Source organism: Rothia sp. HMSC071F11, assembly GCF_001809115.1.
Taxonomy (GTDB): domain Bacteria; phylum Actinomycetota; class Actinomycetes; order Actinomycetales; family Micrococcaceae; genus Rothia; species Rothia dentocariosa.
The window spans coordinates 37704-57181 of record NZ_KV795771.1; the positions used below are offsets into that span (position 1 = coordinate 37704).

19 protein-coding genes and 1 pseudogene are annotated in these 19478 nt (G+C 57.1%); 4 read left to right on the forward strand and 16 right to left on the reverse strand.

The genetic code is table 11. The features are described from left to right. Positions 1–21 precede the first annotated feature (21 nt). Both HMPREF2554_RS10060 and ppa read right to left on the reverse strand, forming a co-directional pair. Complete coding sequence (locus HMPREF2554_RS10060; protein ID WP_141744399.1) at positions 22–1164, reverse strand: hypothetical protein; 1143 nt, start codon at positions 1162–1164, stop codon at positions 22–24. A gap of 389 nt (positions 1165–1553) precedes the next feature. Continuing rightward, positions 1554–2039: an inorganic diphosphatase gene (gene ppa, locus HMPREF2554_RS10065; RefSeq protein ID WP_004005776.1), complete on the reverse strand. Its 486-nt coding sequence runs from the start codon at positions 2037–2039 to the stop codon at positions 1554–1556. A gap of 235 nt (positions 2040–2274) precedes the next feature. Between ppa and dacB the strand changes: the two genes are divergently transcribed. The 3 genes from dacB to HMPREF2554_RS10080 all read left to right on the forward strand — a co-directional run bounded on the left by dacB (position 2275) and on the right by HMPREF2554_RS10080 (position 7559). Further along, a complete protein-coding gene (dacB, locus tag HMPREF2554_RS10070) occupies positions 2275–3906 on the forward strand; it encodes a D-alanyl-D-alanine carboxypeptidase/D-alanyl-D-alanine endopeptidase (protein WP_246826066.1) in 1632 nt (543 codons plus the stop codon). Positions 3907–4039: 133 nt separating this feature from the next. Next, the gene (locus HMPREF2554_RS10075; RefSeq protein ID WP_070555113.1) at positions 4040–6763 is read left to right on the forward strand and encodes a DEAD/DEAH box helicase; all 2724 of its coding nucleotides are present in this window, start codon (positions 4040–4042) and stop codon (positions 6761–6763) included. A gap of 178 nt (positions 6764–6941) precedes the next feature. Further along, positions 6942–7559 carry a hypothetical protein gene (locus HMPREF2554_RS10080; RefSeq protein WP_041321882.1) on the forward strand — a complete coding sequence of 206 codons (618 nt, stop codon included), beginning with the start codon at positions 6942–6944 and terminating at the stop codon, positions 7557–7559. A gap of 72 nt (positions 7560–7631) precedes the next feature. On the opposite strand, the gene HMPREF2554_RS10085 is transcribed toward HMPREF2554_RS10080, so the two are convergent. The 3 genes from HMPREF2554_RS10085 to HMPREF2554_RS10095 form a co-directional block, all read right to left on the reverse strand. Beyond that, entirely contained in the window at positions 7632–7856 is a 225-nt protein-coding gene (locus HMPREF2554_RS10085) for a hypothetical protein (protein WP_013397994.1), read from the reverse strand. A 31-nt stretch (positions 7857–7887) separates the two neighbouring features. Beyond that, positions 7888–8454 carry a hypothetical protein gene (locus tag HMPREF2554_RS10090; RefSeq protein WP_141744400.1) on the reverse strand — a complete coding sequence of 189 codons (567 nt, stop codon included), beginning with the start codon at positions 8452–8454 and terminating at the stop codon, positions 7888–7890. Between the two features lie 116 nt (positions 8455–8570). Next, positions 8571–8969 (reverse strand): thiol-disulfide oxidoreductase DCC family protein, encoded by a 399-nt coding sequence (locus HMPREF2554_RS10095; protein ID WP_013397996.1) that lies wholly within the window; start codon positions 8967–8969, stop codon positions 8571–8573. 147 nt (positions 8970–9116) lie between these two features. Here HMPREF2554_RS10095 and HMPREF2554_RS10100 point away from each other — a divergent pair, with 147 nt between their 5' ends. Next, positions 9117–9833, forward strand: coding sequence for a metal-dependent transcriptional regulator (locus tag HMPREF2554_RS10100; RefSeq protein WP_013397997.1), 717 nt, complete (start codon positions 9117–9119; stop codon positions 9831–9833). 120 nt (positions 9834–9953) lie between these two features. On the opposite strand, the gene HMPREF2554_RS10105 is transcribed toward HMPREF2554_RS10100, so the two are convergent. The 11 genes and pseudogenes from HMPREF2554_RS10105 to HMPREF2554_RS12045 form a co-directional block, all read right to left on the reverse strand. Then, entirely contained in the window at positions 9954–10823 is an 870-nt protein-coding gene (locus HMPREF2554_RS10105; protein ID WP_013397998.1) for a metal ABC transporter permease, read from the reverse strand. Position 10824: 1 nt separating this feature from the next. Then, positions 10825–11601, reverse strand: a complete 777-nt coding sequence (locus HMPREF2554_RS10110; RefSeq protein ID WP_013397999.1) for a metal ABC transporter ATP-binding protein — start codon at positions 11599–11601, stop codon at positions 10825–10827. A gap of 134 nt (positions 11602–11735) precedes the next feature. Then, entirely contained in the window at positions 11736–12632 is an 897-nt protein-coding gene (locus HMPREF2554_RS10115) for a metal ABC transporter substrate-binding protein (RefSeq protein ID WP_168160886.1), read from the reverse strand. Between the two features lie 412 nt (positions 12633–13044). Next, the gene (locus HMPREF2554_RS10120) at positions 13045–13251 is read right to left on the reverse strand and encodes a hypothetical protein (protein ID WP_070555117.1); all 207 of its coding nucleotides are present in this window, start codon (positions 13249–13251) and stop codon (positions 13045–13047) included. 23 nt (positions 13252–13274) lie between these two features. Further along, a complete protein-coding gene (locus HMPREF2554_RS10125; RefSeq protein WP_037231386.1) occupies positions 13275–13484 on the reverse strand; it encodes a hypothetical protein in 210 nt (69 codons plus the stop codon). Positions 13485–13538: 54 nt separating this feature from the next. Continuing rightward, positions 13539–14072 carry a TrbC/VirB2 family protein gene (locus HMPREF2554_RS10130; protein WP_139044864.1) on the reverse strand — a complete coding sequence of 178 codons (534 nt, stop codon included), beginning with the start codon at positions 14070–14072 and terminating at the stop codon, positions 13539–13541. A gap of 136 nt (positions 14073–14208) precedes the next feature. Beyond that, a complete protein-coding gene (locus HMPREF2554_RS10135) occupies positions 14209–15084 on the reverse strand; it encodes an alpha/beta fold hydrolase (protein ID WP_070555120.1) in 876 nt (291 codons plus the stop codon). 29 nt (positions 15085–15113) lie between these two features. Further along, a complete protein-coding gene (locus HMPREF2554_RS10140; protein ID WP_070522566.1) occupies positions 15114–15917 on the reverse strand; it encodes an exodeoxyribonuclease III in 804 nt (267 codons plus the stop codon). 288 nt (positions 15918–16205) lie between these two features. Continuing rightward, complete coding sequence (locus HMPREF2554_RS10145; protein WP_070555123.1) at positions 16206–17192, reverse strand: bile acid:sodium symporter family protein; 987 nt, start codon at positions 17190–17192, stop codon at positions 16206–16208. A 98-nt stretch (positions 17193–17290) separates the two neighbouring features. Then, positions 17291–18898 (reverse strand): M48 family metallopeptidase, encoded by a 1608-nt coding sequence (locus HMPREF2554_RS10150; protein ID WP_013398005.1) that lies wholly within the window; start codon positions 18896–18898, stop codon positions 17291–17293. Positions 18899–19209: 311 nt separating this feature from the next. Next, positions 19210–19347 (reverse strand): annotated as a pseudogene (locus tag HMPREF2554_RS12045) (transposase family protein); the annotation flags it as partial. Positions 19348–19478: the final 131 nt, after the last annotated feature.

Genomic DNA, 19478 nt, shown 5'->3' on the forward strand with positions numbered 1-19478 from the left:
TATCCACGTGTTGGAGTGTTTTCACCGCTTACGCGGAAGTGCTCCTCGTTTTTCATATTTGAGAGGCATACGGTAGCGATTAGTCGGCAGAAATAGGTTCTTAATAGCCGGGTCATCAACATCAGCGTACTTCTGCATAATCTCAGCACGCTCCTGCATCATCCCGGCGTACTCCTGCGCGATATCGCTCACCAGTTCGCGGGTCATCCGTTTAGTCTCTTGAATTTTGTGACGCACTTGGGTACGGGTTAAACCAGGCTTCCAGGGTTTAAGCCATGCCGCGTAAATCAGATAGAAAACTAAGGCACAGGAACCTACTGTTGCCGCCTTGCCTACCTCCTGAAACATCCCTAGTGTTACCACCAGATACACCAGCGGCGGCACTAAGATATCGCATGCAGCGAATAGCAACCCTCCCGGAGAGCCATGCTGCGCACGCACAACCAGTGGACGCTGCGCCAATACGAGTACTAGCGGAAAGATGAGGTAGGAAATCCACACGATACCAGCGATCTGCAGCCGCGGAAGAGACAGCGCAGAAAGCTTTGAAGCTGGTGCAACGGTCCGAGCACTGAGAATCACGAAAAAGACACAGAACGATTCGAAAAAACCACTGAAATAACCACCCTTCAGTGCACTCGTCAGCGCTACATACTCTGGATGATCCGGCGTATACTGACGCTCCTTCGTGCGCCCTCCACGCAACATAGACACGCTGCCCCAGACGAGCGATGCCATATAAAGTTGCGAAGAAAGCCTCTGGAAGACAGGCTGAGATAACTCCCTCAAGACTGAGTATTGCTTCCCAGGGATTTGCGGCGCATTCACCGACCTCATTGATAAGGTCCTCTGACGGATAGTGTTCTCTGTACCAGACACACTATTCCCAAGCCAATTCGTTTTTCGGCTCCGCCCAATGGCTTTAATATATTCCGTTATTGTCCCGACTAGGGCTGAAGTGCGCGATCGCAGGGCGACAACGGGCTTAGTTTTGCCGATAGTGCCATACGACGTATTACTTACATTTTTGATATCAAGAACCTTGCGCATTACGTTCGGGACAGTAGCCCGCGCAGCAACATCAGCACCCGCGCAAATCGCAGAAACCCCTGCTGTGACAGTTAAACGAATGGCATTTCGACAATTACATACCAAACCTTTCATTTATACTCCTCACCACGGCATATCCATTTCAAGGACGTCATATGCTGCAAATTTCCTGGTGCACAACAAACTCTTGATCAAGAAATACATAATGCTATATCGCGTACAGATACCCTAGACTATGGGCAAATAATCCATCTCTGTATGTATAAAAGATTTAATGAACAGCGTATTATTTCCCACACTATACGTTCACGCATCGCAGTGCAACGACAATAAAATTAATTTTTAATAAAACCCTTCGGGGAAAACTGCGGCTCCATAATAGCAACCGCGAGAACCGCTCTTGCCCCCTAATACAAACGGGAGCGGTTTCTTCATGTGGGAGCAAATAAAGTGCTCCCGAATGAAGAAACCGCTCCCGATGTTAACAGGAACGTGAGTAAGACCTAGTGGCCTTCGGCGGCGAAGCGGTCGATTGCCTCCTGAACCATCTTCTCTGCCGCGGCGATGTCGTCCCAGCCTTCGCCCTTCACCCATTTGCCGGGCTCCAGATCCTTGTAACGCTCGAAGAAGTGCTGAATCTCAGCCTTGAGCTGCTCGGGCACGTCCGCCAGCGACTTGATGTGATCGTAGCGCTTATCGGTGGGCACGCACAGTACCTTCGCATCGCCGCCAGCCTCGTCAGTCATGTTAAAGACGGCAACCGGGCGAGCCTCCACGATCACACCGGGAACAATATCAACGTCTAGAACCAACATGGCGTCCAGCGGATCGCCATCCTCGCCGAGCGTGTTCTCAAAGTAGCCGTATGCGGTGGGGTACTGCATTGAGGTGAACAGCACGCGATCTAGATACAGACGACCGGTTTCGTGATCTATCTCGTACTTCACACGGGAGCCGCGGGGGATTTCAATCGTGACGTCGAGTTCCATGGGAACCTCTTTCTATGAATGTAAGCCTCTGCACCGCGCATCAAGGCGGCGAACAACTCCCCCATTGTACCCCCTGAACGCATGCACAACACCTATTCAATGCCACAAAAATCGTGCTTTCGAATACGTTGCCGCAATCATCCTCCTCGCTATTCCAGGCGGGCTGGTAGCGTGTAGTCCTCGCGATGCGCGTAACGGCTCGGTATTTCGCGGCGGAATTCGTTATGCTCTTAAGATGCGTTCACCCCAACCGATAAACACCCCGTTCACTCGCCGCGCCCTGCTCGGTGCAGCACCCGCGCTATTCCTCGCCGCATGCTCAAACCCAAGCGGCGGGCAGTCGCCGAGCGGTACCGCATCCGTAACCCCGTCGGTCACACTCACGCCGACCCCCACTCCTGTGCTGAATACTCAGCAGCTTCAAGACCTGAAAACCCGGCTCGATAAGCTCTTTCAGGAGCGCCCCTACCCCGCCCATTCCATGCTTGTGACTGCCCTCGACGGCACACGCGAGCTCTATGCGGATGCCCCGGATACCCCGCGCCTGCCCGCCTCGAACATGAAGATTCTGACCTATTTTGCGCTCGTGCAGACCGCGCCGGAACGCACTTTCACAACCTCGGTGGTGCAGGGTAAAAATGGGCTGTTTCTGGTGGCAGGCGGCGATACTCTGCTCGTGGAAGGAGCCACGGAACCGGCCACTGCGGGTTCGCCGACGATGCGCGCCGGGCTGAGCACGCTCGCTGCGGATACCGTGCAGCAGATGAACGCACGCAAGGTCGCGCACGGCACCTTCCCCGTGTACCTCGACACCACGATCTACACGGGTTCCGCGACCAACCCCGGTTGGGAGCCCGGCGACCTCGAATCCGGGCAAATCACTCCGATTAACCCGATCGCGCTGGCCTCGCATACCGTACCTGGGCAGTCCACCCCCGAGAAACCGGCGCGCCCGCAAGACGCCGGAATCGCTGCTCTAGAGGCGTTCGTGAAGGTACTCAATAAAGCGAGCGAAGAACATGCGGAGGTCAAATCCGGATACGTGTTTACAGTCGCCGACCGCCGCCCCCGTGAGGCCGATGCCGAGCAGATCGCTCAGGTTCAGTCGGCATCCGCACTCGATCAGGCCTTTGTGATGATGTTAGAGTCCGATAATGTGCTCGCCGAGGTGCTGGGGCGCAATATGGCGATCGCCGCGGGGCGTGAGGGCAGCGCATCCGAGGCGCAGAAACTTGTGCGCGAGAAACTGCAGGAAGCGAAGATTTCGGTTACCGGGCTGGTGCAGGCTGATGTGAGCGGTATGTCCCTGCAGAACCGGGTGACGGCACGCACGCTGGCGCAGACCCTGGGGGCGTTAGCGGCGCATCCGAAGCACGACGAGCTTGAGCGCAGATTCCCGGTTGCGGGTGTTTCAGGTACGCTCAAGGATCGTTTTAGCGGAGAAGCGAATAAGTATGCGCGCGGGCATGTAGCGGCAAAGACCGGCACGCTGTTCACGGCCATTTCGTTATCGGGGTATGCGACCCGCCCAGACGGCACACGCCTGATTTTCGTGAGCCTGCTCAACGATGTCGGCGGTGCGGAAGCTCTGCCCGGCGCGAAGGATACGGTTGATAGCGCTGCGGCAATCGTGGCGGCACGTACCGAACCGCCCGCGAATCCCACGGGAACACCCGCACCTTCGAGCTCGCAGGTACCGGGTTCATCCTCGGCTCCTGATGCGACAGGTTCGGGTTCTGCCCCGAATTCCTCGCAGGCTCCAGGTGGTTCGCCCTCCGCTTCGCCCTCCGGTGAGAACGTGCCGCAGGAGGATGCACCCTCCCAGGCGGTGGAGCAAAACCCCGCCGAGGTTCCCAGCTCGCAGTAAAGCATGAATATGCAAAATACTGTATATTTATCTGAATGCCGGGTACGTACGCGGGTATACGGCAGCCGCGCATCGCGAGCGCCCCTGCGGTTATCCGTGCATATTTACTCACCCCGTTCCAAAGGATAGTTTCGTGTCTTCACCCTCTGCCGCATCCGCACCCGGCGATCTGCCGAGAGTCGCCGTCGCGGAGCTTTTGCGTGTTCACCGCTGCGAGACGGCGCTCTACGCCGATTTTTCGCGGCATACGGCAGGCACCCGGGAGGACGAATACGACACCACCGCGAACGAGCTCTCTCATGTTGTGCATAGTGATAGCGGCGCACCCCAGCTAATCCCAGAAGTCGTGGCGCTGCTGGAGGCGGCACAGGCTTCATGTGGTACGGGGAATTCGGCGGCTGCCGAGGTGGAAGTACGCACCGCGCAGGGTATGGAACGCTACCCGCTCGCGCGGCTGATCCCGGTGTTGGAAACCCTCACGGAACGCTACGAATTTTTGCGCGCATCGTGGCGGGAGGGTGTGGCACTCGCCGATATTCCCGGCCTGCTGAGCTGCGGTGACTGCCCGGCGTGCGCGGCACGCGCGGAGGCCGAAGTCGGCGCATCCGAAACGCTTGACGAACCCGAGCTCGTCCCTCATAGCAGCGATGATTCAGACGAAGAATCCTGGGAGGATTCCAGCGATTCCCCGGCGGAATCGACGTTTGAGGGCATTCCCGCGAAGGCACAGCATCCGTACCGGGTGCGTCCTGCCGCCCCTGCCGACGATGATGAAGAATACGCTCAGCTTGAGCGCCTGCGGGAACGCCTTGCCGAGCTTGAAAAGCAAAACCAGAAAAATCGGGGTCTATCTTCCGAAAATACCCGGTTGGCAATGCTCCTCTCCGGAGTCGATTTCTACCGCCGTGAAAAGGCGCCGTTCTGGCGGGATCATCTGCGCCGCCTGCACGAACCCTACGAGAATTGGGCTAATACGCGCAATTGTGTGATTTTCGAAAGTGTTGAGACCGCAACCGATTGGGAGCGCGTGCGCGGGGCGAAAATGCGTACTCTGCGTGCGGTCGCCACCTTGGCGGATTCGCACACTCTCAAGGCCGACGATACCGGGCATTATCTGCTTTATAGTGCCGACGATGCGCCCGCGAAGGCATACGAAAGCATCGATTCCCAGGTGGAGGCGTTTCGCGCGACCAACCCGCAGGCTCGCGTACCAGATACACTGCATAGACTCGGTTTTTTCGGGGCGAAAATTATGTCTCTCGAACCGTATGAGGAACCGGGCGAACCCGCAGAGGACGCTACTTTGGCGACAGGCGGCGGGCAGCGTGTTGTGATGGTAGTTGCCGAGCGCATCCGCGTGAACGATGAAGAACATGCGGCTTTCCCGCTGGGGCTCACCCCGGGCGCACCCGTGACAACGAAGCAGCTAGAGGCGTCGCTTGTGCGCGTAGCGGTCGAGGCTGAAGACTCGATCCCCAACGTTGCCGCGACCGGGACGCTTGACCTTATCGAACGCCGCCCGCCGCGGCTCAAAACCCGCGAGAGCCTGCCCCAAGAGACGGAGTTTTCTCACGCCGAGCTGCCCACTGTTGAGGCGGTACTCGCGGCGGTTCGTGACCTTGACCGTTCCTATGTGGCGGTTCAAGGTCCGCCCGGGTCAGGTAAGACCTTCTTGGGGTCGCAGGTGATCGCCAGGTTGGTTGCGGCGGGCGCAAAAGTGGGCGTGGTGGCGCAGTCTCACGCCGTCGTAGAGAATATGCTGACCGCGTGCCTGGAACGTAACCTGTTTCCCGCAGACCGGGTGATGCGCGCCAAGGGCAAATCTCAGCTCCCCGATTACCCCTGGGTTGAGGTCAGTGATAAAGATCTGACCGCTTTATTAGACAAATCCGGTGGGCTTAGTAGCGAAAAATCCGGCACCGGAACTTCGCCCGGCGTTCTTTTTGGCGGGACCGCCTGGGATTTTGTGAACCCGAACCGCATTCCTGAGGGCTCACTCGACCTACTCGTTATCGACGAAGCCGGGCAGTTCTCGCTCGCCAACACCCTAGCGGTTGGAAGAGCCGCACGGAATCTGCTTCTGCTGGGTGATCCGCAGCAGCTGCCGCAGGTGGCGGTGGGTGAGCATCCGTACCCGCTGGATACCTCGGCGCTGGGTTGGCTGTCCGGCGGGCAATCGGTACTGCCCGCTGTATTCGGTTATTTTCTGCAGGTCACCTGGCGTATGCACCCGCAGCTGTGCGCACCAGTTTCTGCGCTGTCCTACAGCGGGAAGCTGCACTCGGCAGCGGCGGCGAGCGAGCGTACCCTCAAAGTTCCTGAGCGTGAAGAATCCGTTCTGCCCGCCGAACCCGGGCTGTATATGTACGGCGTTCACCACGAGCACTGCACCGTACGTTCCGAAGTAGAGGCGGCAGCTGTCACGCGCTTAGCGGGCGAGTTCGCGGGTGCGTTATGGACTCCCGGGGCGAATCACCCCGCACGCGAACTCACCGGCGAGGATATTGTGGTGGTCGCCGCCTATAACGCGCAGGTCGATACCATTGCGGAGCATCTGCGCCGCGCCGGGCTTCTGGATGCGGACGGTCACGGCGTGCGCGTGGGAACCGTTGATAAGTTTCAGGGTCAGCAGGCACCGGTGACGATCGTGTCAATGGCGTCCTCAAATGCCGGAGTGTCGGGGCGAGGCGCAGAATTTCTGCTCTCCCCTAACCGCCTGAACGTGGCGCTCTCACGCGGGCAGTGGTGTTCCGTACTGGTCGCATCCGACAGCCTGCACCGGTTCGTGCCGCAGAGCATCCCCGAACTCTTGGCGTTGGGCGGATACCTGGGTTTGGTACGCTCCGCCGCCCCCTGAGGCGCACCCACATTCGAGGGCTGACAAGGCATATTAGACAGTTTTATGCGGCGCGCCCGGTCATCGGCGCCAAATCCGGCGCGATTGTGAGAAACGGCATCGCCCGGGTGTGCTTGCCCATGGCAACCCGTGCCGCGAAACCCTATCAAAACCCGAGGTGCTCAGGCATAATGGAGGGGTGTTCGTGTTAACCTTCATCCAACGTTCCCCACAGGTTTCATTGCCTGCGCTTCTCGACAAGCTCTCCAAGCTCAACCCCCGAGTTGAATTCGCACAAACCTATCCAGACGAAATTCAGGGTGCTTTCGAGAGTTCCGCAGACGCCCTGCAGGCGGCCCTGTATGCTTCGCGCGAGCAGGGATTCTGGGTTGGCATCGGAGTTGGCGAGCTGCGCATTCCCCGATTCGCCGGGGCACTGGGAACGGTCAGCACGAACGATTGCACCGGCGACGCCCTCGAATTCTCGCGGCTTGCCGTGGAGGCGGCACGCACCGGCGCCCCCGCCCGCGGTATTGCGGTATCGGCACACGATCGCGCGGTCGCAGACATGGCTTCGGGGCTCACACGCCTGCTGTATCGGGTATGTTCCGACCGTACCGAGGCCGAATGGCGCGTGGTCGATCTGCTGGTTCCCGGGGTCCGCGGGCAGCAGCGGGCAGTCGCGCAGGCGCTCGGCATTACCACCCAAGCAGTCAGCCGCACGCTCATGCGCTCACTCTGGCACGAAGAACAGGCGGCACGCCCGGCGGTACTCGACCTGCTCAACCGGTTGGATTCTGCCAGCCCGACAAAATAAAACGATGAGGTCATCCAGATTATCTGGATGACCTCACTAAGTTATGCAGGTATAAACCTCAATATTGATAATCTACCGATTAAAAATATTACGAATCGGATTCACCACCACTGTCCACCAAGGCTGTGGAGAATCTTGAAACTTGCTTTGCTGACGTTCTTTGACCTGCTGAGAAATGCTTCGCCGTAGCTCACCAACTTCGGTATCTACGACCTTCTTATAATCAGAACGTAAACGTGCAGGTTTTCCGTTGCGCATAACGGAGTTATATAGTCCTTCAGCAGTGTGAGTACTCATAGCACGTTCCCTTCCCTCACCATTAGTTATCTCAGTTTACCGTGTTCGGCTCACTGTTGGAAGTAGCCTCATCGTTCTCATCAGATACCTCATTTTGTTCAGTATCCTCTGAAATATCAGTACTTTCTTCAATTAAAGCCTGAAGTCTAACAGCTAATTCTTTATCCTCATCCGAAAGAAGAGTTGGAGGAAGTTTTGCATACCGCTCAACCAGCATTAATGCATACACAAACTGATAAGGTGTTACATCCTCACCTAAATGATCTGCTGCCCACTGCATTTGATCCCGGAAATCTGCGCTAGCAGCTTCCTTAGCCCGTGTTGTATTTGTCTTCAAAGCTACCGTCACAGTTGCGATGGCAGCGATTAGAGCAGCCCAACCAGCTGTATTTCTCAGAATGTTTCCCCATCCCTCCCAGTCAGGAGCAGTCACCCACTTAAAAATGCTCTGGCATGCCTCAAAAGGTGAAATAAACCCGAAAATAACGGCAAGGATCCACCAGGCAAATGTAATCATGCCAAGAGCAACAATTCCTACAAAAAGAATGGCGCAGCCAGTTGCAACTTTGGATGGTCTAGAATTATCAAATTCTGCCACAGGTCCCCCCGTCTCATCAGAAACAAACAGTACTTACACTATCAAGAGAACCTGGAAGTAATAGCTGCGTATAGCTTCTTAAAATATGACGAGAACGCTGCGAATATGTTCTGCAATCAGGTCGGTTTTACCGCGCACGAAGAGGTGCACCCCAAGCGAGAGGTAAGGCGAGAAATCTCCGCCCGATGCCCCGCCACCAACCGGTACGCTCGGTGCGCGACGGGGCGCATCGGCGGGTTCAACAAGAGAACCCCAGCGGCACGCAGGAACTTGCCGCGCAGCGTCGCATCCGAGAACGTGCGCAGGGTCAGGGCGATCGCATCCGAACCGTAGATGATCTGCCCAGAATCGTTAATGAACGGCAAGGCGTGGGCGAAACGGCGCGCATCCACGCGGTACTGCACAAGATTTTCGGGCGTTCCAGGCAAGATACGCGCACCCGGCCCGAGGCGACGCAGCAGATTCGCGCTCGCGGTGCAGAAACCGCAGTCGGGGTCGTACAGAAGAACGCTCATGACCCCATCCTAACCGAGTACCCATCCACCCGCGAGCAGATAGTATTTCGAAGAGCAGATAGCAATTCGTTATCTTTTCGTCGAAATACTATCTGCTCGCGGTAAGAAAAGGCACACCCGAACCCGAACTTCGGTAAACTTATCCTTATGCCCTTGTCAGAACTATCTGTGAGCACCCAGAACTACCTCAAAGCCATCTGGTCACTTGAAGAGTGGACGGAAGCTCCCGCGACAGCATCCGCCCTAGCCGAACGCATGGGGCTGCGGGTTTCTTCGGTCTCAGACGGGCTTAAACGACTTGCGGCGGCCGATCTGATCGACCATCAGCGCTACGGCGCCATCGAACTCACCCCGCTGGGGCGTACCTATGCGGTCGCCATGATTCGCCGCCACCGCCTGATCGAAACTTTCCTGGTGGAAACTCTGGGTTACACCTGGGACCGCGTGCATGACGAAGCCGAGGTGCTCGAACATGCGGTATCGGATTTCATGATTGAGCGTATTGACGCGATTCTGGACCATCCTACGCGCGATCCGCACGGCGATCCTATTCCGGATGCGTCCGGGCGTATCTCATTCCCGCAGACCGTTCCGCTCACCCAGTGCGAGCCCGGCGAGCGCGTGATTTTGGAGCGGATCAACGATTCCGACCCGAAGCTGCTGCGCTATCTGCAGGATCACGGTTTTGTTCCCGGCGCGCGTTTACTTCTTGAAGAGGGCGCCCCCTTTTCGGAGGCGGTTAACGTGCGGGTTCTCGCGCACGCCAATAATTCCGATGCTCCTGCCGCTCAAAACCCGAATTCGAGCGCTATACCCTTAGGAACCGCCGCGGCGGCTGGGCTTTTCGTCTCTCGCTCATCATAGCTTTGCCTCGGTAATTTTGCCTCGAGGCTCGGATACCTTATACGCATCGTGGGCGGCTTGCGCCCGGTGAGAGCCTAGCCGCCGGGTGAACTCATGATCCCGTGAGAATCTGCCGCAAACCTAGGCTTCTACCGGTTCTGCCGGGCGGCGTGCCGCGCGTATCCGCCCCAGAATTCCGTAGCGCGGGGCGAATATATACACGGCCAAGAAAATAATGCCTTGGGTAACGACCACGGCACCGCCGGGGGAAATATCCAGGTGGTAGCTACTATAAAGCCCCACGAGTGTACCCAGCGTTGAGACCCCGACCGAGACCGCGAGCATTGGCGTGAAACGGTCGGTGAGCAGACGCGCGGTCGATCCAGGAATCACAAGCATGGCGACTACGAGCACAACTCCCACGATCTGCAGCGCCACCACGCTCGTGAGCGCCAGCATCACCAGAAGCAGCGCACCAAGAACCCTGGGGCGCAGCCCGATAGCGTGCGCGAACCCGCGGTCGAAGGCGTACAGAATAAAATCGCGGCGTTTAATCAGCAGGACACCCGCCACGATGACGGCGAGAATAGCTACCTGCCAGACATCGGGCCAGGATACGCCCAGCACGTTCCCGAAAAGAATATGGTTCAGGTCGGTGCTTGAGGGCGTCACCGAAACCAGTACGAGCCCGAGCGCGAAAAGAGTTGTGAAGACAATGCCGATAGCGGCGTCCTCGCGCACGCGCCCGCTGCGCTGTACCGCGCCGATCAGGGTGACGGCCACGAGTGCAGCGATCACCGCCCCCACGGCAAAGGGGATGCCCGCAATATAGGCGAGCACTACGCCGGGCAGTACCGCGTGCGAGATCGCATCGCCCATGAGCGACCAGCCGAGCATCACGAGCCAGCAGGAAAGCAGCGCGCAGACCACGGCGGCGATCACGGTAACGACCATGGCGCGCGTCATGAAGGGAAGGGTGAACGGTTCCACCAGGTAATCCAGAATGCTCATGCTATTCTCCCTTCTCACGCCGGGTCTGCTCGTCGGATGCGCCGCTATCGGCGCCCGCCTGAACCTGCATGCCGAACGCCTGCACCAAATTTTCAGGGGCTAACACCGCCTGCGGGGTGTCGTGCATCAAAATCGTTTGACGTAGCAACAGCGCATCGTCGGCAAAAGCGCGTAAGGATGCCAAATCATGGGTTGAAACCAGAACGGTGGAACCCTCGCTGCGCATCTGCTTCAACACCTGAATGAGCATGGATTCTGACCTTTTATCCACTCCGGCGAAGGGCTCATCAAGTAATAGAAGCCGTGCACCCTGCGCTATCGCCCGCGCCACGAATGCCCGCTTGCGCTGTCCGCCCGAAAGTGCCCCGATTTGACGATGCGCAAGCTCGGTCAGCTCCACGCGCTCTAGGGCGTGCTCGACCGCCTGCTTATCGGTGGCGCGCAGCCGACGGGTGATGCCCAGCCCGCGGTACCGCCCCATCGCCACGACCTCACGCACCGAGACGGGAAAGCTCCAATCTATTTCCTCGCTCTGCGGCACATAGCTGACAATGCCGTTTTTACGCGCAAGGTATGGTTCTTTGCCCGCGATCTCCACGGTTCCGGTATGCGCGGGAATAACACCCATAATGGCTTTGAAGAGGGTCGATTTTCCCGAACCGTTCATGCCGATCAGTCCGCATATACTCCCGGTACCAAGCTCGAAAGTAGTCTCGTACAGGGCGCGCACGGTTCCATAATGGACGCCCAAATTTTCGACTCTCAACAGTGTTTCCATAGGTTTTGTATCCGACAAAATTTCGTTCGCGTACTTCTTCTAAGCCCCGCTCGTCATCCGTGACGGTGGGATGCGCCCCTCACCACGAACCGGCGGGGGCGCAGTATGCGGCGGCCTACTCCCCCGCCGACCGGCTAAGATTGCTTGCCCGTCAGCCCCGCGACAATGGTGCGCGCATCGTGACGAATCATATCAAGATAGGTAGGGACCGGACCATTCGCCTCAGAGAGGGAATCGACATAAAGCACGCCGCCGAATTTAGCGCCGGTCGCATCCACGATCTGGCGCATGGGATCATCCGAAACGGTAGACTCACAAAATACGGCGGGCACCTGGTTCTCACGCACAAAATCAATGGTCGAGCTCAGCTGCGAGGGGGTTGCCTGCTGTTCAGAGTTCACCGCCCAAATGTATTTTTCCTTGAGACCGGCATCCGCCGCCAAGTATGAGAAAGCACCTTCGCAGGTTACGAGCGCCCGCTGATTCTCGGGCAGAACGCTAACATCGCGCACCAGCTCATCCTGAACCTGCTGCAGCTGTTTCTTATAGTTTTCCCCATTGGTGCGGTAATCATCGGCATGGGCGGGGTCAAGCTTACTGAATTCGCGCACCATATTATCCACGTAAATCTGCACGTTCTTGGGGCTCATCCACGAATGCGGGTTGGGTTTGCCTGCATAAGCGTCCTCGGCAATATTGATCGGCTGTACCCCCTCGCTCACGGTGGCGTGCGGGGCGTTAGAATCCTGCACAAACTTGGTAAACCAGCTTTCCAGGTTCAGCCCGTTGTCGAGCACCAAATCAGCATCATGCGCCTTCTTAATATCGCTGGGAGTAGGTTCATACTCGTGAATCTCGGTGCCGGGCTTGGTCAGCGATTCGACATTCAGGTGATCACCCGCAACGTTTTTAGCGATGTCCGCCAGCACGGTGAAGGTGGTGAGCACAGTCTTCTTTTCGTCTTGCTTCCCCGCCGAAGTGCAGGCGCTGAGCAGAAGCACAAGGATACTGGCCAGAGCTATCCCCAGCATGAGAAAACGGCGCGGATGTGCGGTACTTACAGTGTTAGCGTTCGCACCGTGACGGTGCGCAGTGAATACGGTTGTCATGATTTCGCTTTCTTATGCTGCGGATGCATTACCCTGCTGACCTGTAGGAATCGCCTCCGACTCATTGAGGCTTCGTACCTAGGTGTCGATCATCCTCGATAAACCGGTGCGAAACAGGATAATTTAACAATAGTTCGCCATGCCGAACTTTTCAACTGAGGTTACACGTGTTTAATCACACGCCCCGGCGAACCTTATCTGATGTGTGGAGGTTCAGGCTACGATTTAGCGAACCAAGATGCGAGGCTGCTGTCTGAATCTATGCGCATAAAAATACCCGCACGAAACGCGCCATCGTTGGCGGCCCGTGCGGGTATTCTGCTAAAAAAACCTGTTAGATATGGAAGGTTTTGTAGAACCAGCGGCGTATTGGGTTCATCGCCTGAATGCGCTCCAACTCGGCAATACGAGCCTTCATACCTGCAATGGCTTCTTTGGCTTCATTAATCGTGTGCTGCTTCTTATCCAGGTAATCCTGGCGCTCCTCGGGAGTAAACGACTTAACGTCGCGGCGCTCACCACGATAAAAAACGGTCGTCAATTTTCTCCCTCAGTACTTTCAGTTTATGAAGAAGAGCGCAGACCTAAACGCCCAAGCAAACTATTCCAGAGACCCTTCTTGGGCTCAGCTTTAAGACGTTCGCGTTCCTTCACCTGACGTTCAATATCTCGATAATTTTGTGCGATATAACCACGAAGAATCTCGTCTTGGTTTTCGACAGGACGTATGACGTTCCCGCCGTCAGCCGCTTTACGAATACTTATGGCTGTCATAAGTAACTCCTTACATCCACTGCCCAGTAATATGCTACCTAGCATAAGGGTGTTCTAGCTATTATACTCTTGATCTGATTCATGCACTCCATCTGATGCAGGTGTATTTGGTGAAGTATCGTTGTATGCACGTGCTGGGATTACAATGCTGTCTTCCGGAACCTCTAGGGTCTTCTGAACCGCCTCTTGCAGGTCAGTGGCTATACCCCGATCGACTGAAGGAAGCCATTTAGGCGGCTGCTCTCCATATCGGTTAATAAGCAACATCGCAAAAAGTTGCTCATACGGTCTTTCTGCATTACCAACATGTTCTGCCGCCCACTGCATCTGGTCTCGAAAATCCGCACTCGCTGCTTCACGCATTCGGGCACGGTTAGTCCAGACTAAAATACCAGCAGTTACCAATGCGCCTATAAGAGTCAGAAAACCAGCACTGTCACGAATAGTTTCTCGAAAGCTTTTCCACCAAGGATCATCTGAAGCCAGGGCAACCAACAAGACGATCACGAGAAAAATACTGAGTAGTACCCCAAGTACCACAAAAATAGTTCTATACCTGAATGCTTGGTTCCTATCGAGCTGATTCATGTACCACTCCCTCACTAACAGTAACTTCACCATAGCAAGGAGCAGTCGATGCATGTCGGCCTCTTCGTCACGGCCTCACAGGAGCATACGGTTCGCCCGTCAAACAGTTTCGGTGCAGAATCGGGGGAGAGACGGGTTACCCGACCAGCTCTTCCCGCAGGGCGTTCGCCACAAATTCGGGCTGATCCAGCTGGCTGAATGCGTAGCTTTCCGGCACGGGAACCACGTGCGCATCCGGCATGCGGGCGGCCAGGCGGCGAGCATTCTCGATCGGGAACAGCTTCGTGGTATCGGCCCACAAAAACAGGGTTGGATGCTCAAACCGCTCCAAATCCCGTGCGGACTGCACCGTATATTTCGTAGAAATACCCTTCAGCACTTTCGCCAAATCGCGGCGAACCCCGGCATTTTTCAGCGGCGCAATAATGCTATTCCACTCGGCGGCCTCAAGCTCGCGTTTCACTAGCCACCCGAAGGCAATCGGCAGGCGGCGCACCCACCCCAGATGCAGGGCAGCTCGGAGTGCCTGCATGGTTCCCGGAATGTACGCCACATACTGTAGGTAGCGTAATGGCAGGGGCAAGAAGTTCTTCTCGGTATCGCACGAGAGCAGCACCAGGCGCTTGAGTCCCGCGGGTTCCTGCACCACCGCCAGCTGAGAAACCACCCCGCCGGTATCGCTGCCAATGAGGGTAAACCCGTGTGGGCATAGCTGTTCTGCCGCTTCGGTCACGGCCTGCGCCAGCTCGGCGACGGTGAGGGCTGCATCTTCTCGGGCAGGAATGCTGTGACTCCCCAAGGGAATATCGAGGGTTATACACCGAAAATCTTGGGAGAGGTTCTGCACCACTTCGCCCCAGACGTCCGAATTTGTCAGCAGCCCGTGCACAAACAGCAGGGTCTTATCGCCTGCGGCTTCACGGGGACCACCGTATTCGCGCCAGCGAAGCTGACCGATTCGGGTTTCTGCACTGCCCGTCGCCACAGGTTCAGGGGTAAGGTTCCGGCTCATACTGTCTCCTCACATCACACGCTGAGCTGTTAGTCAGCGAGCTCAATTACCACAGGGGTATGATCGCTCGCGCCGTCCCCCTCACGCTCTTCCCTATCGATCCAGGCGTTTTCCACACGGGCGGCAAGCGCCGGAGAGCACAGCTGAAAGTCGATGCGCATCCCCTCATTCTTCGAGAACCGCCCGGCTTTGTAGTCCCAGTAGGTGTATTCGCCTTGGGTGTAGGGACGTACCGGATCGACGAGCCCTTCATCATTGAGCAGGGCATAGAACGCCTCGCGTTCGGGGGCGGAAACATGGGTGAGGTCGTTCTCGCGGAAAAAGTCGATATCCCACACGTCGGTATCTTCGGGCGCCACATTCCAGTCGCCGACGAGCGCGAACTGTGCGGCGGGGTCGGCGCGCAGCCAGCCGTTGACGTTGGTGCGCAGCTGGCGCATCCACTCCATTTTGTACGCCATATGAGGGTCGGTGAGCCCGCGCCCGTTCGGCACGTATAGGCTCCAGATGCGCACGCCGTTGCAGGTGGCACCGATGGCCCGCGCCTCAACTTCGGCGGGGTCGCCAGGTTTTCCGAAAGCGGGCTGGTTCGGGAAGGTGCGTTCGACGCTGTCGAGCCCCACGCGGGATGCGATTGCTACCCCATTCCACTGGTTCAGCCCGTAATGCGCCACTTCGTACCCTAGGAATTCAAAGAGCTCGAAGGGGAAGGTTTCGTCCTTGGTTTTGGTCTCCTGTAGGGCGAGCACATCGACTTCGGTTTTATCGAGCCAGTCCTCGATGCGGTCGGCGCGGGCGCGAATGGAGTTCACGTTCCAGGTAGCAATCTTCATGTACACCAGCTTACCGTGTGCGCCCTGCCAGGCAACGGTGAAAGTGTCACCGGTAAATGACTCGGACCTGACGAGCCGCGCACCCGCCCTTCCGGAGCGGGAGCGGAGAGCACTCTTTACACAGCATATTGGAAAAAACGGCCATTTCTTCCAATATGCCCCTGTGCAAAGGCCTGTAAATGGAAAAATCTGCTATTTTTTCCATTTACCTCAATTACGCATGACCTAAGGAACGCAGCTTCTTAAAGCATCGACTCTTTCCCCGAGCGAGTAACCGGGGGCAGTTTCTTATGGCTGTTCTACGCTCGCCCGACCGACCACATCCAAGGCGGCGTAGCGGGCGGAGAGCCACGTGCACATCATGAGCTGCACCTGGTGGAATACCATGAGTGGCAACATCAGCAGCCCGAGCGAACCCGACCCGAAAATAATGATCGCCATCGGAAGGCCCGCCGCCAGCGACTTTTTCGACCCGCAGAACTGAATTGTGATGCGGTCCGCCCTGTTGAACTTCAGCCGCGCCGCCAGCCAGTCGGTCAGCCACAGCATCAGAGCCACCATCAGAATTGTCACCACAATCAGCAACACGATCTGCCACCAGGCAACGCGAGTCCAAATCCCCTGCACCACGGAGGCCGAAAACGCCGAGTACACAATCATCATGACCGAGAACTTATCGAGCCATTTCGTGGTGGGTTTCTTCGCAAACTCGCCCACCCAACGGCGCGTGAGCTGCCCCAGCACGAACGGCAAAAACAGCTGAATCGCAATGTCGAGAAAGACGCTGCCCGAAATTTCAATGTGGTCGCTGTGCATTAGGAGCATCGCCAACAGCGGGGTAGCCACCACCCCCACAATGCTTGACAGCGATGCGCTCACAATAGCGCCCGCCACGTTGCCGCCCGCGATAGAGGTAAACGCAATGGACGCCTGAACGGTAGAGGGCACGAGCGTGAGGAAAAGAATCCCCAGGTACAACCCGTCGCCGAGCACAAACCTTAGGGGGAAAAGCGCCAGCCCAAAGAGCGGAAAAATCACGAAAGTACAGGTCAGGATGAGGGCGTGCAGCCGCCAGTGTTTAAGCCCTGCGATCGCTTCGGATGTGGAAAGGCGCGCACCATAGAGGTAGAACAGAAGCGCAACCGCGAACTTGGTGCCGGTGCTAAACCAGTCGGCGAAGGTACCGCGGGCCGGGATGAGGATCGCAAAAATGACCGCGCAGATGAGCATGACAATCAGCGCGTCGGGTCGTTTTTTCGTGAGTTTGGAGAGCACGTTCTTAATTAAAACGCGAGAAGCGGATTTTTGCCGAAAAGGTGAGAAAATACAACCTTTTCGGTAAAAATCCGCTTCTCGCGGGTTAAGGTCAGAGGCTAGTCAGAGGTGTCATTCCCCTGCTGGTCCTGCTGTTCAGACCGTTTTTGCTCGGGATGCTGGTCATCAGCGGGTTTTATCGGTTGGTTCAGTGCCACGCCAGGTTCCGTTGCGTCCTTAGGAGGCTCGGTGTGCCCCTGCTGCTCAGGCTGCGGGGGTTGAGGCTGTCCCTGATTCGCTTGATCGGGTGCGGGCTGGTCAGCTTCAAATTGCCCCGAACCGGACTGCCACGGCGGCGGCTGGTTCGGCATCGGCTGCCCGTATCCCGGCTGACCGGGCGCTGGCTGCATCGGATAACCGTACCCTGGCACATATCCCGGCACACCCTGGCTGGCGGCATACTGTTCCCAACGGGCGGCGTAGGCGGCACGGGCCGCGCGAGCCTGCGCATCCTCCCATCCTGCGAAGAGCGTTCCCTGAATCTTGGGTGCACCCTGCGGAGCCGGATATGTCTTAACGGTGTTAAGGTTGTAATCCTCCCACGCCGGCTTCTGCTCGTCCATGAACCCGGTTGCCTGAATCGGGTCAGGCCACTGAGCTGGCGGTTCTTGCGAAGGTATCAGGGAAGGAGGCGCACTCGGCGGGTTAAACTGCGGCCGCCAGAACAGACGCCCCGGTTCGTGTCGGTTGCGCAGTGCATGGGCGCGCCACGTCAGTACCGGGTGGGTAGAGATAAGGTTGATAAGCCAAATCGCGAAGCCCTGGTCGTTCACGGCACGGTCGGCAAATTCATCGAAATTCACCTGCTGATTCAGGTATTTACCGGCTGTGAGAACCTTGATCGCGCCGGGTCCGCCTTCGGGGCAGTATCGGTACCCAAAGTTATCGGCGGTGTATTCCTGTGCGCGTGAAAGAGCCTGCCCCACCACGGGAATCCGCATGAAGGTTTGCGTGAAGAGAAGGCGGAAATACCCCACGTGACCGGCAGCGATATGCCCGACCTCATGCCCAATAATAAAGCGAAGCGCCTGAGGGTCACGGCTCTGACCGCCGACCTCGAAAAGGTCAGAGTTGATGGCAATAAACCGACGGAAACCGTGCCCGGATGCGAAGGCGTTCAGCACACCATTACCGCTCACCACATAGGCATCGGGAACACGGCGCAAACCCGCCGCATAGGCGGCCTCGGCAACCATGGCATAAGCCTCAGGAAACTGCGTCGGCGAAATACGAATGCCGCGCACGCGCTGCTGTGCGTAGAAGAGGGCACGGGCGATCAGGATAACCAGGGGTGCCAGGATCAGTAGCGTAATCGCTTGTTCCGCATAGTCGTTAAAGACGCGCTCCGCGTAGCTCATCGTCGAGTATCGAGACGATGACGTCCATTCCAGGTCGTTATATCGGTCACGGCTTACGATCGTCTCAATAAAGAAGATGAGCAGCCCCAAGTACACGGCAAGGGTTACCGCATAGGCCGCCACCAACCAGGGAATCTCGCCGGGGTGGCGCAGGGCGTTGAGCATCTTATGGGGTATTAACGATTGGTATCCCCAAAATTTCGGTTGGGGAAGCGGGCTCTGCGGGGTCTGCCGCTTATCCTCGGGCAGCCACCCCTGGCTCACGTCATTCGGCAGTGGAGGTTCAGCACCGGGCGTATGCTGACTCATGCGGTCTCCAAATCTCTCTAAGTACGTACTAGTTCAACTCTACCGCGTATGCCCTTTGATGCGGTGAATACACGCATACTAAATCCGGGAGCGGAAATTTGCAGCGGGAGCGTGTTCCCCGCTCCCGCTGCAACTTATCACTCCCGGAATCCTCTGTGGTGTTTCTCAAGGGGAATCCAAGCAACTATTTCGTGAGGGTTATTCATTTGGGTGGTTTTGTATCCAGAAAAACAGTGCCCGCACCACCGAGAACACTCTCCGGTACGAGGTGAGGAATCTGCGGAAGATACTAGGATACTAGAGAGTACCCGTCAACACTTGAAGTGTGCGATCACGCGTTCGATGACGACCCGATGGTGATTGATGTGCCGGTTCAGGTGTTTCTCGTCTTCGGTGAGTTCTCCACCGGGTAGTTTCTTCACCGGGGTGATCAGGTCTAGTCCTTGGTAGCCCTTATCGGCCTAGAGTATCGTGCGGGTCTAAAAATCTGTCCAATCCGTACCACCGGTACGCAAACGTGTCGTGGTGTGCCCCGGGTACGGGGTCGGTTTTGGTATTTCACCATCATACGTGGACAAGA

What these genes read in the sequence shown, in the direction of transcription:
- HMPREF2554_RS10060 (WP_141744399.1), bottom strand. Translation starts at nt 1,164, where the DNA reads ATGAAAGGTTTGGTATGTAATTGTCGAAATGCCATTCGTTTAACTGTC.
- ppa (WP_004005776.1), bottom strand. Translation starts at nt 2,039, where the DNA reads ATGGAACTCGACGTCACGATTGAAATCCCCCGCGGCTCCCGTGTGAAG.
- dacB (WP_246826066.1), top strand. Translation starts at nt 2,275, where the DNA reads ATGCGTTCACCCCAACCGATAAACACCCCGTTCACTCGCCGCGCCCTG.
- HMPREF2554_RS10085 (WP_013397994.1), bottom strand. Translation starts at nt 7,856, where the DNA reads ATGAGTACTCACACTGCTGAAGGACTATATAACTCCGTTATGCGCAAC.
- HMPREF2554_RS10095 (WP_013397996.1), bottom strand. Translation starts at nt 8,969, where the DNA reads ATGAGCGTTCTTCTGTACGACCCCGACTGCGGTTTCTGCACCGCGAGC.
- HMPREF2554_RS10100 (WP_013397997.1), top strand. Translation starts at nt 9,117, where the DNA reads ATGCCCTTGTCAGAACTATCTGTGAGCACCCAGAACTACCTCAAAGCC.
- HMPREF2554_RS10105 (WP_013397998.1), bottom strand. Translation starts at nt 10,823, where the DNA reads ATGAGCATTCTGGATTACCTGGTGGAACCGTTCACCCTTCCCTTCATG.
- HMPREF2554_RS10110 (WP_013397999.1), bottom strand. Translation starts at nt 11,601, where the DNA reads ATGGAAACACTGTTGAGAGTCGAAAATTTGGGCGTCCATTATGGAACC.
- HMPREF2554_RS10115 (WP_168160886.1), bottom strand. Translation starts at nt 12,632, where the DNA reads ATGCTGGGGATAGCTCTGGCCAGTATCCTTGTGCTTCTGCTCAGCGCC.
- HMPREF2554_RS10125 (WP_037231386.1), bottom strand. Translation starts at nt 13,484, where the DNA reads ATGACAGCCATAAGTATTCGTAAAGCGGCTGACGGCGGGAACGTCATA.
- HMPREF2554_RS10130 (WP_139044864.1), bottom strand. Translation starts at nt 14,072, where the DNA reads ATGAATCAGCTCGATAGGAACCAAGCATTCAGGTATAGAACTATTTTT.
- HMPREF2554_RS10135 (WP_070555120.1), bottom strand. Translation starts at nt 15,084, where the DNA reads ATGAGCCGGAACCTTACCCCTGAACCTGTGGCGACGGGCAGTGCAGAA.
- HMPREF2554_RS10140 (WP_070522566.1), bottom strand. Translation starts at nt 15,917, where the DNA reads ATGAAGATTGCTACCTGGAACGTGAACTCCATTCGCGCCCGCGCCGAC.
- HMPREF2554_RS10150 (WP_013398005.1), bottom strand. Translation starts at nt 18,898, where the DNA reads ATGAGTCAGCATACGCCCGGTGCTGAACCTCCACTGCCGAATGACGTG.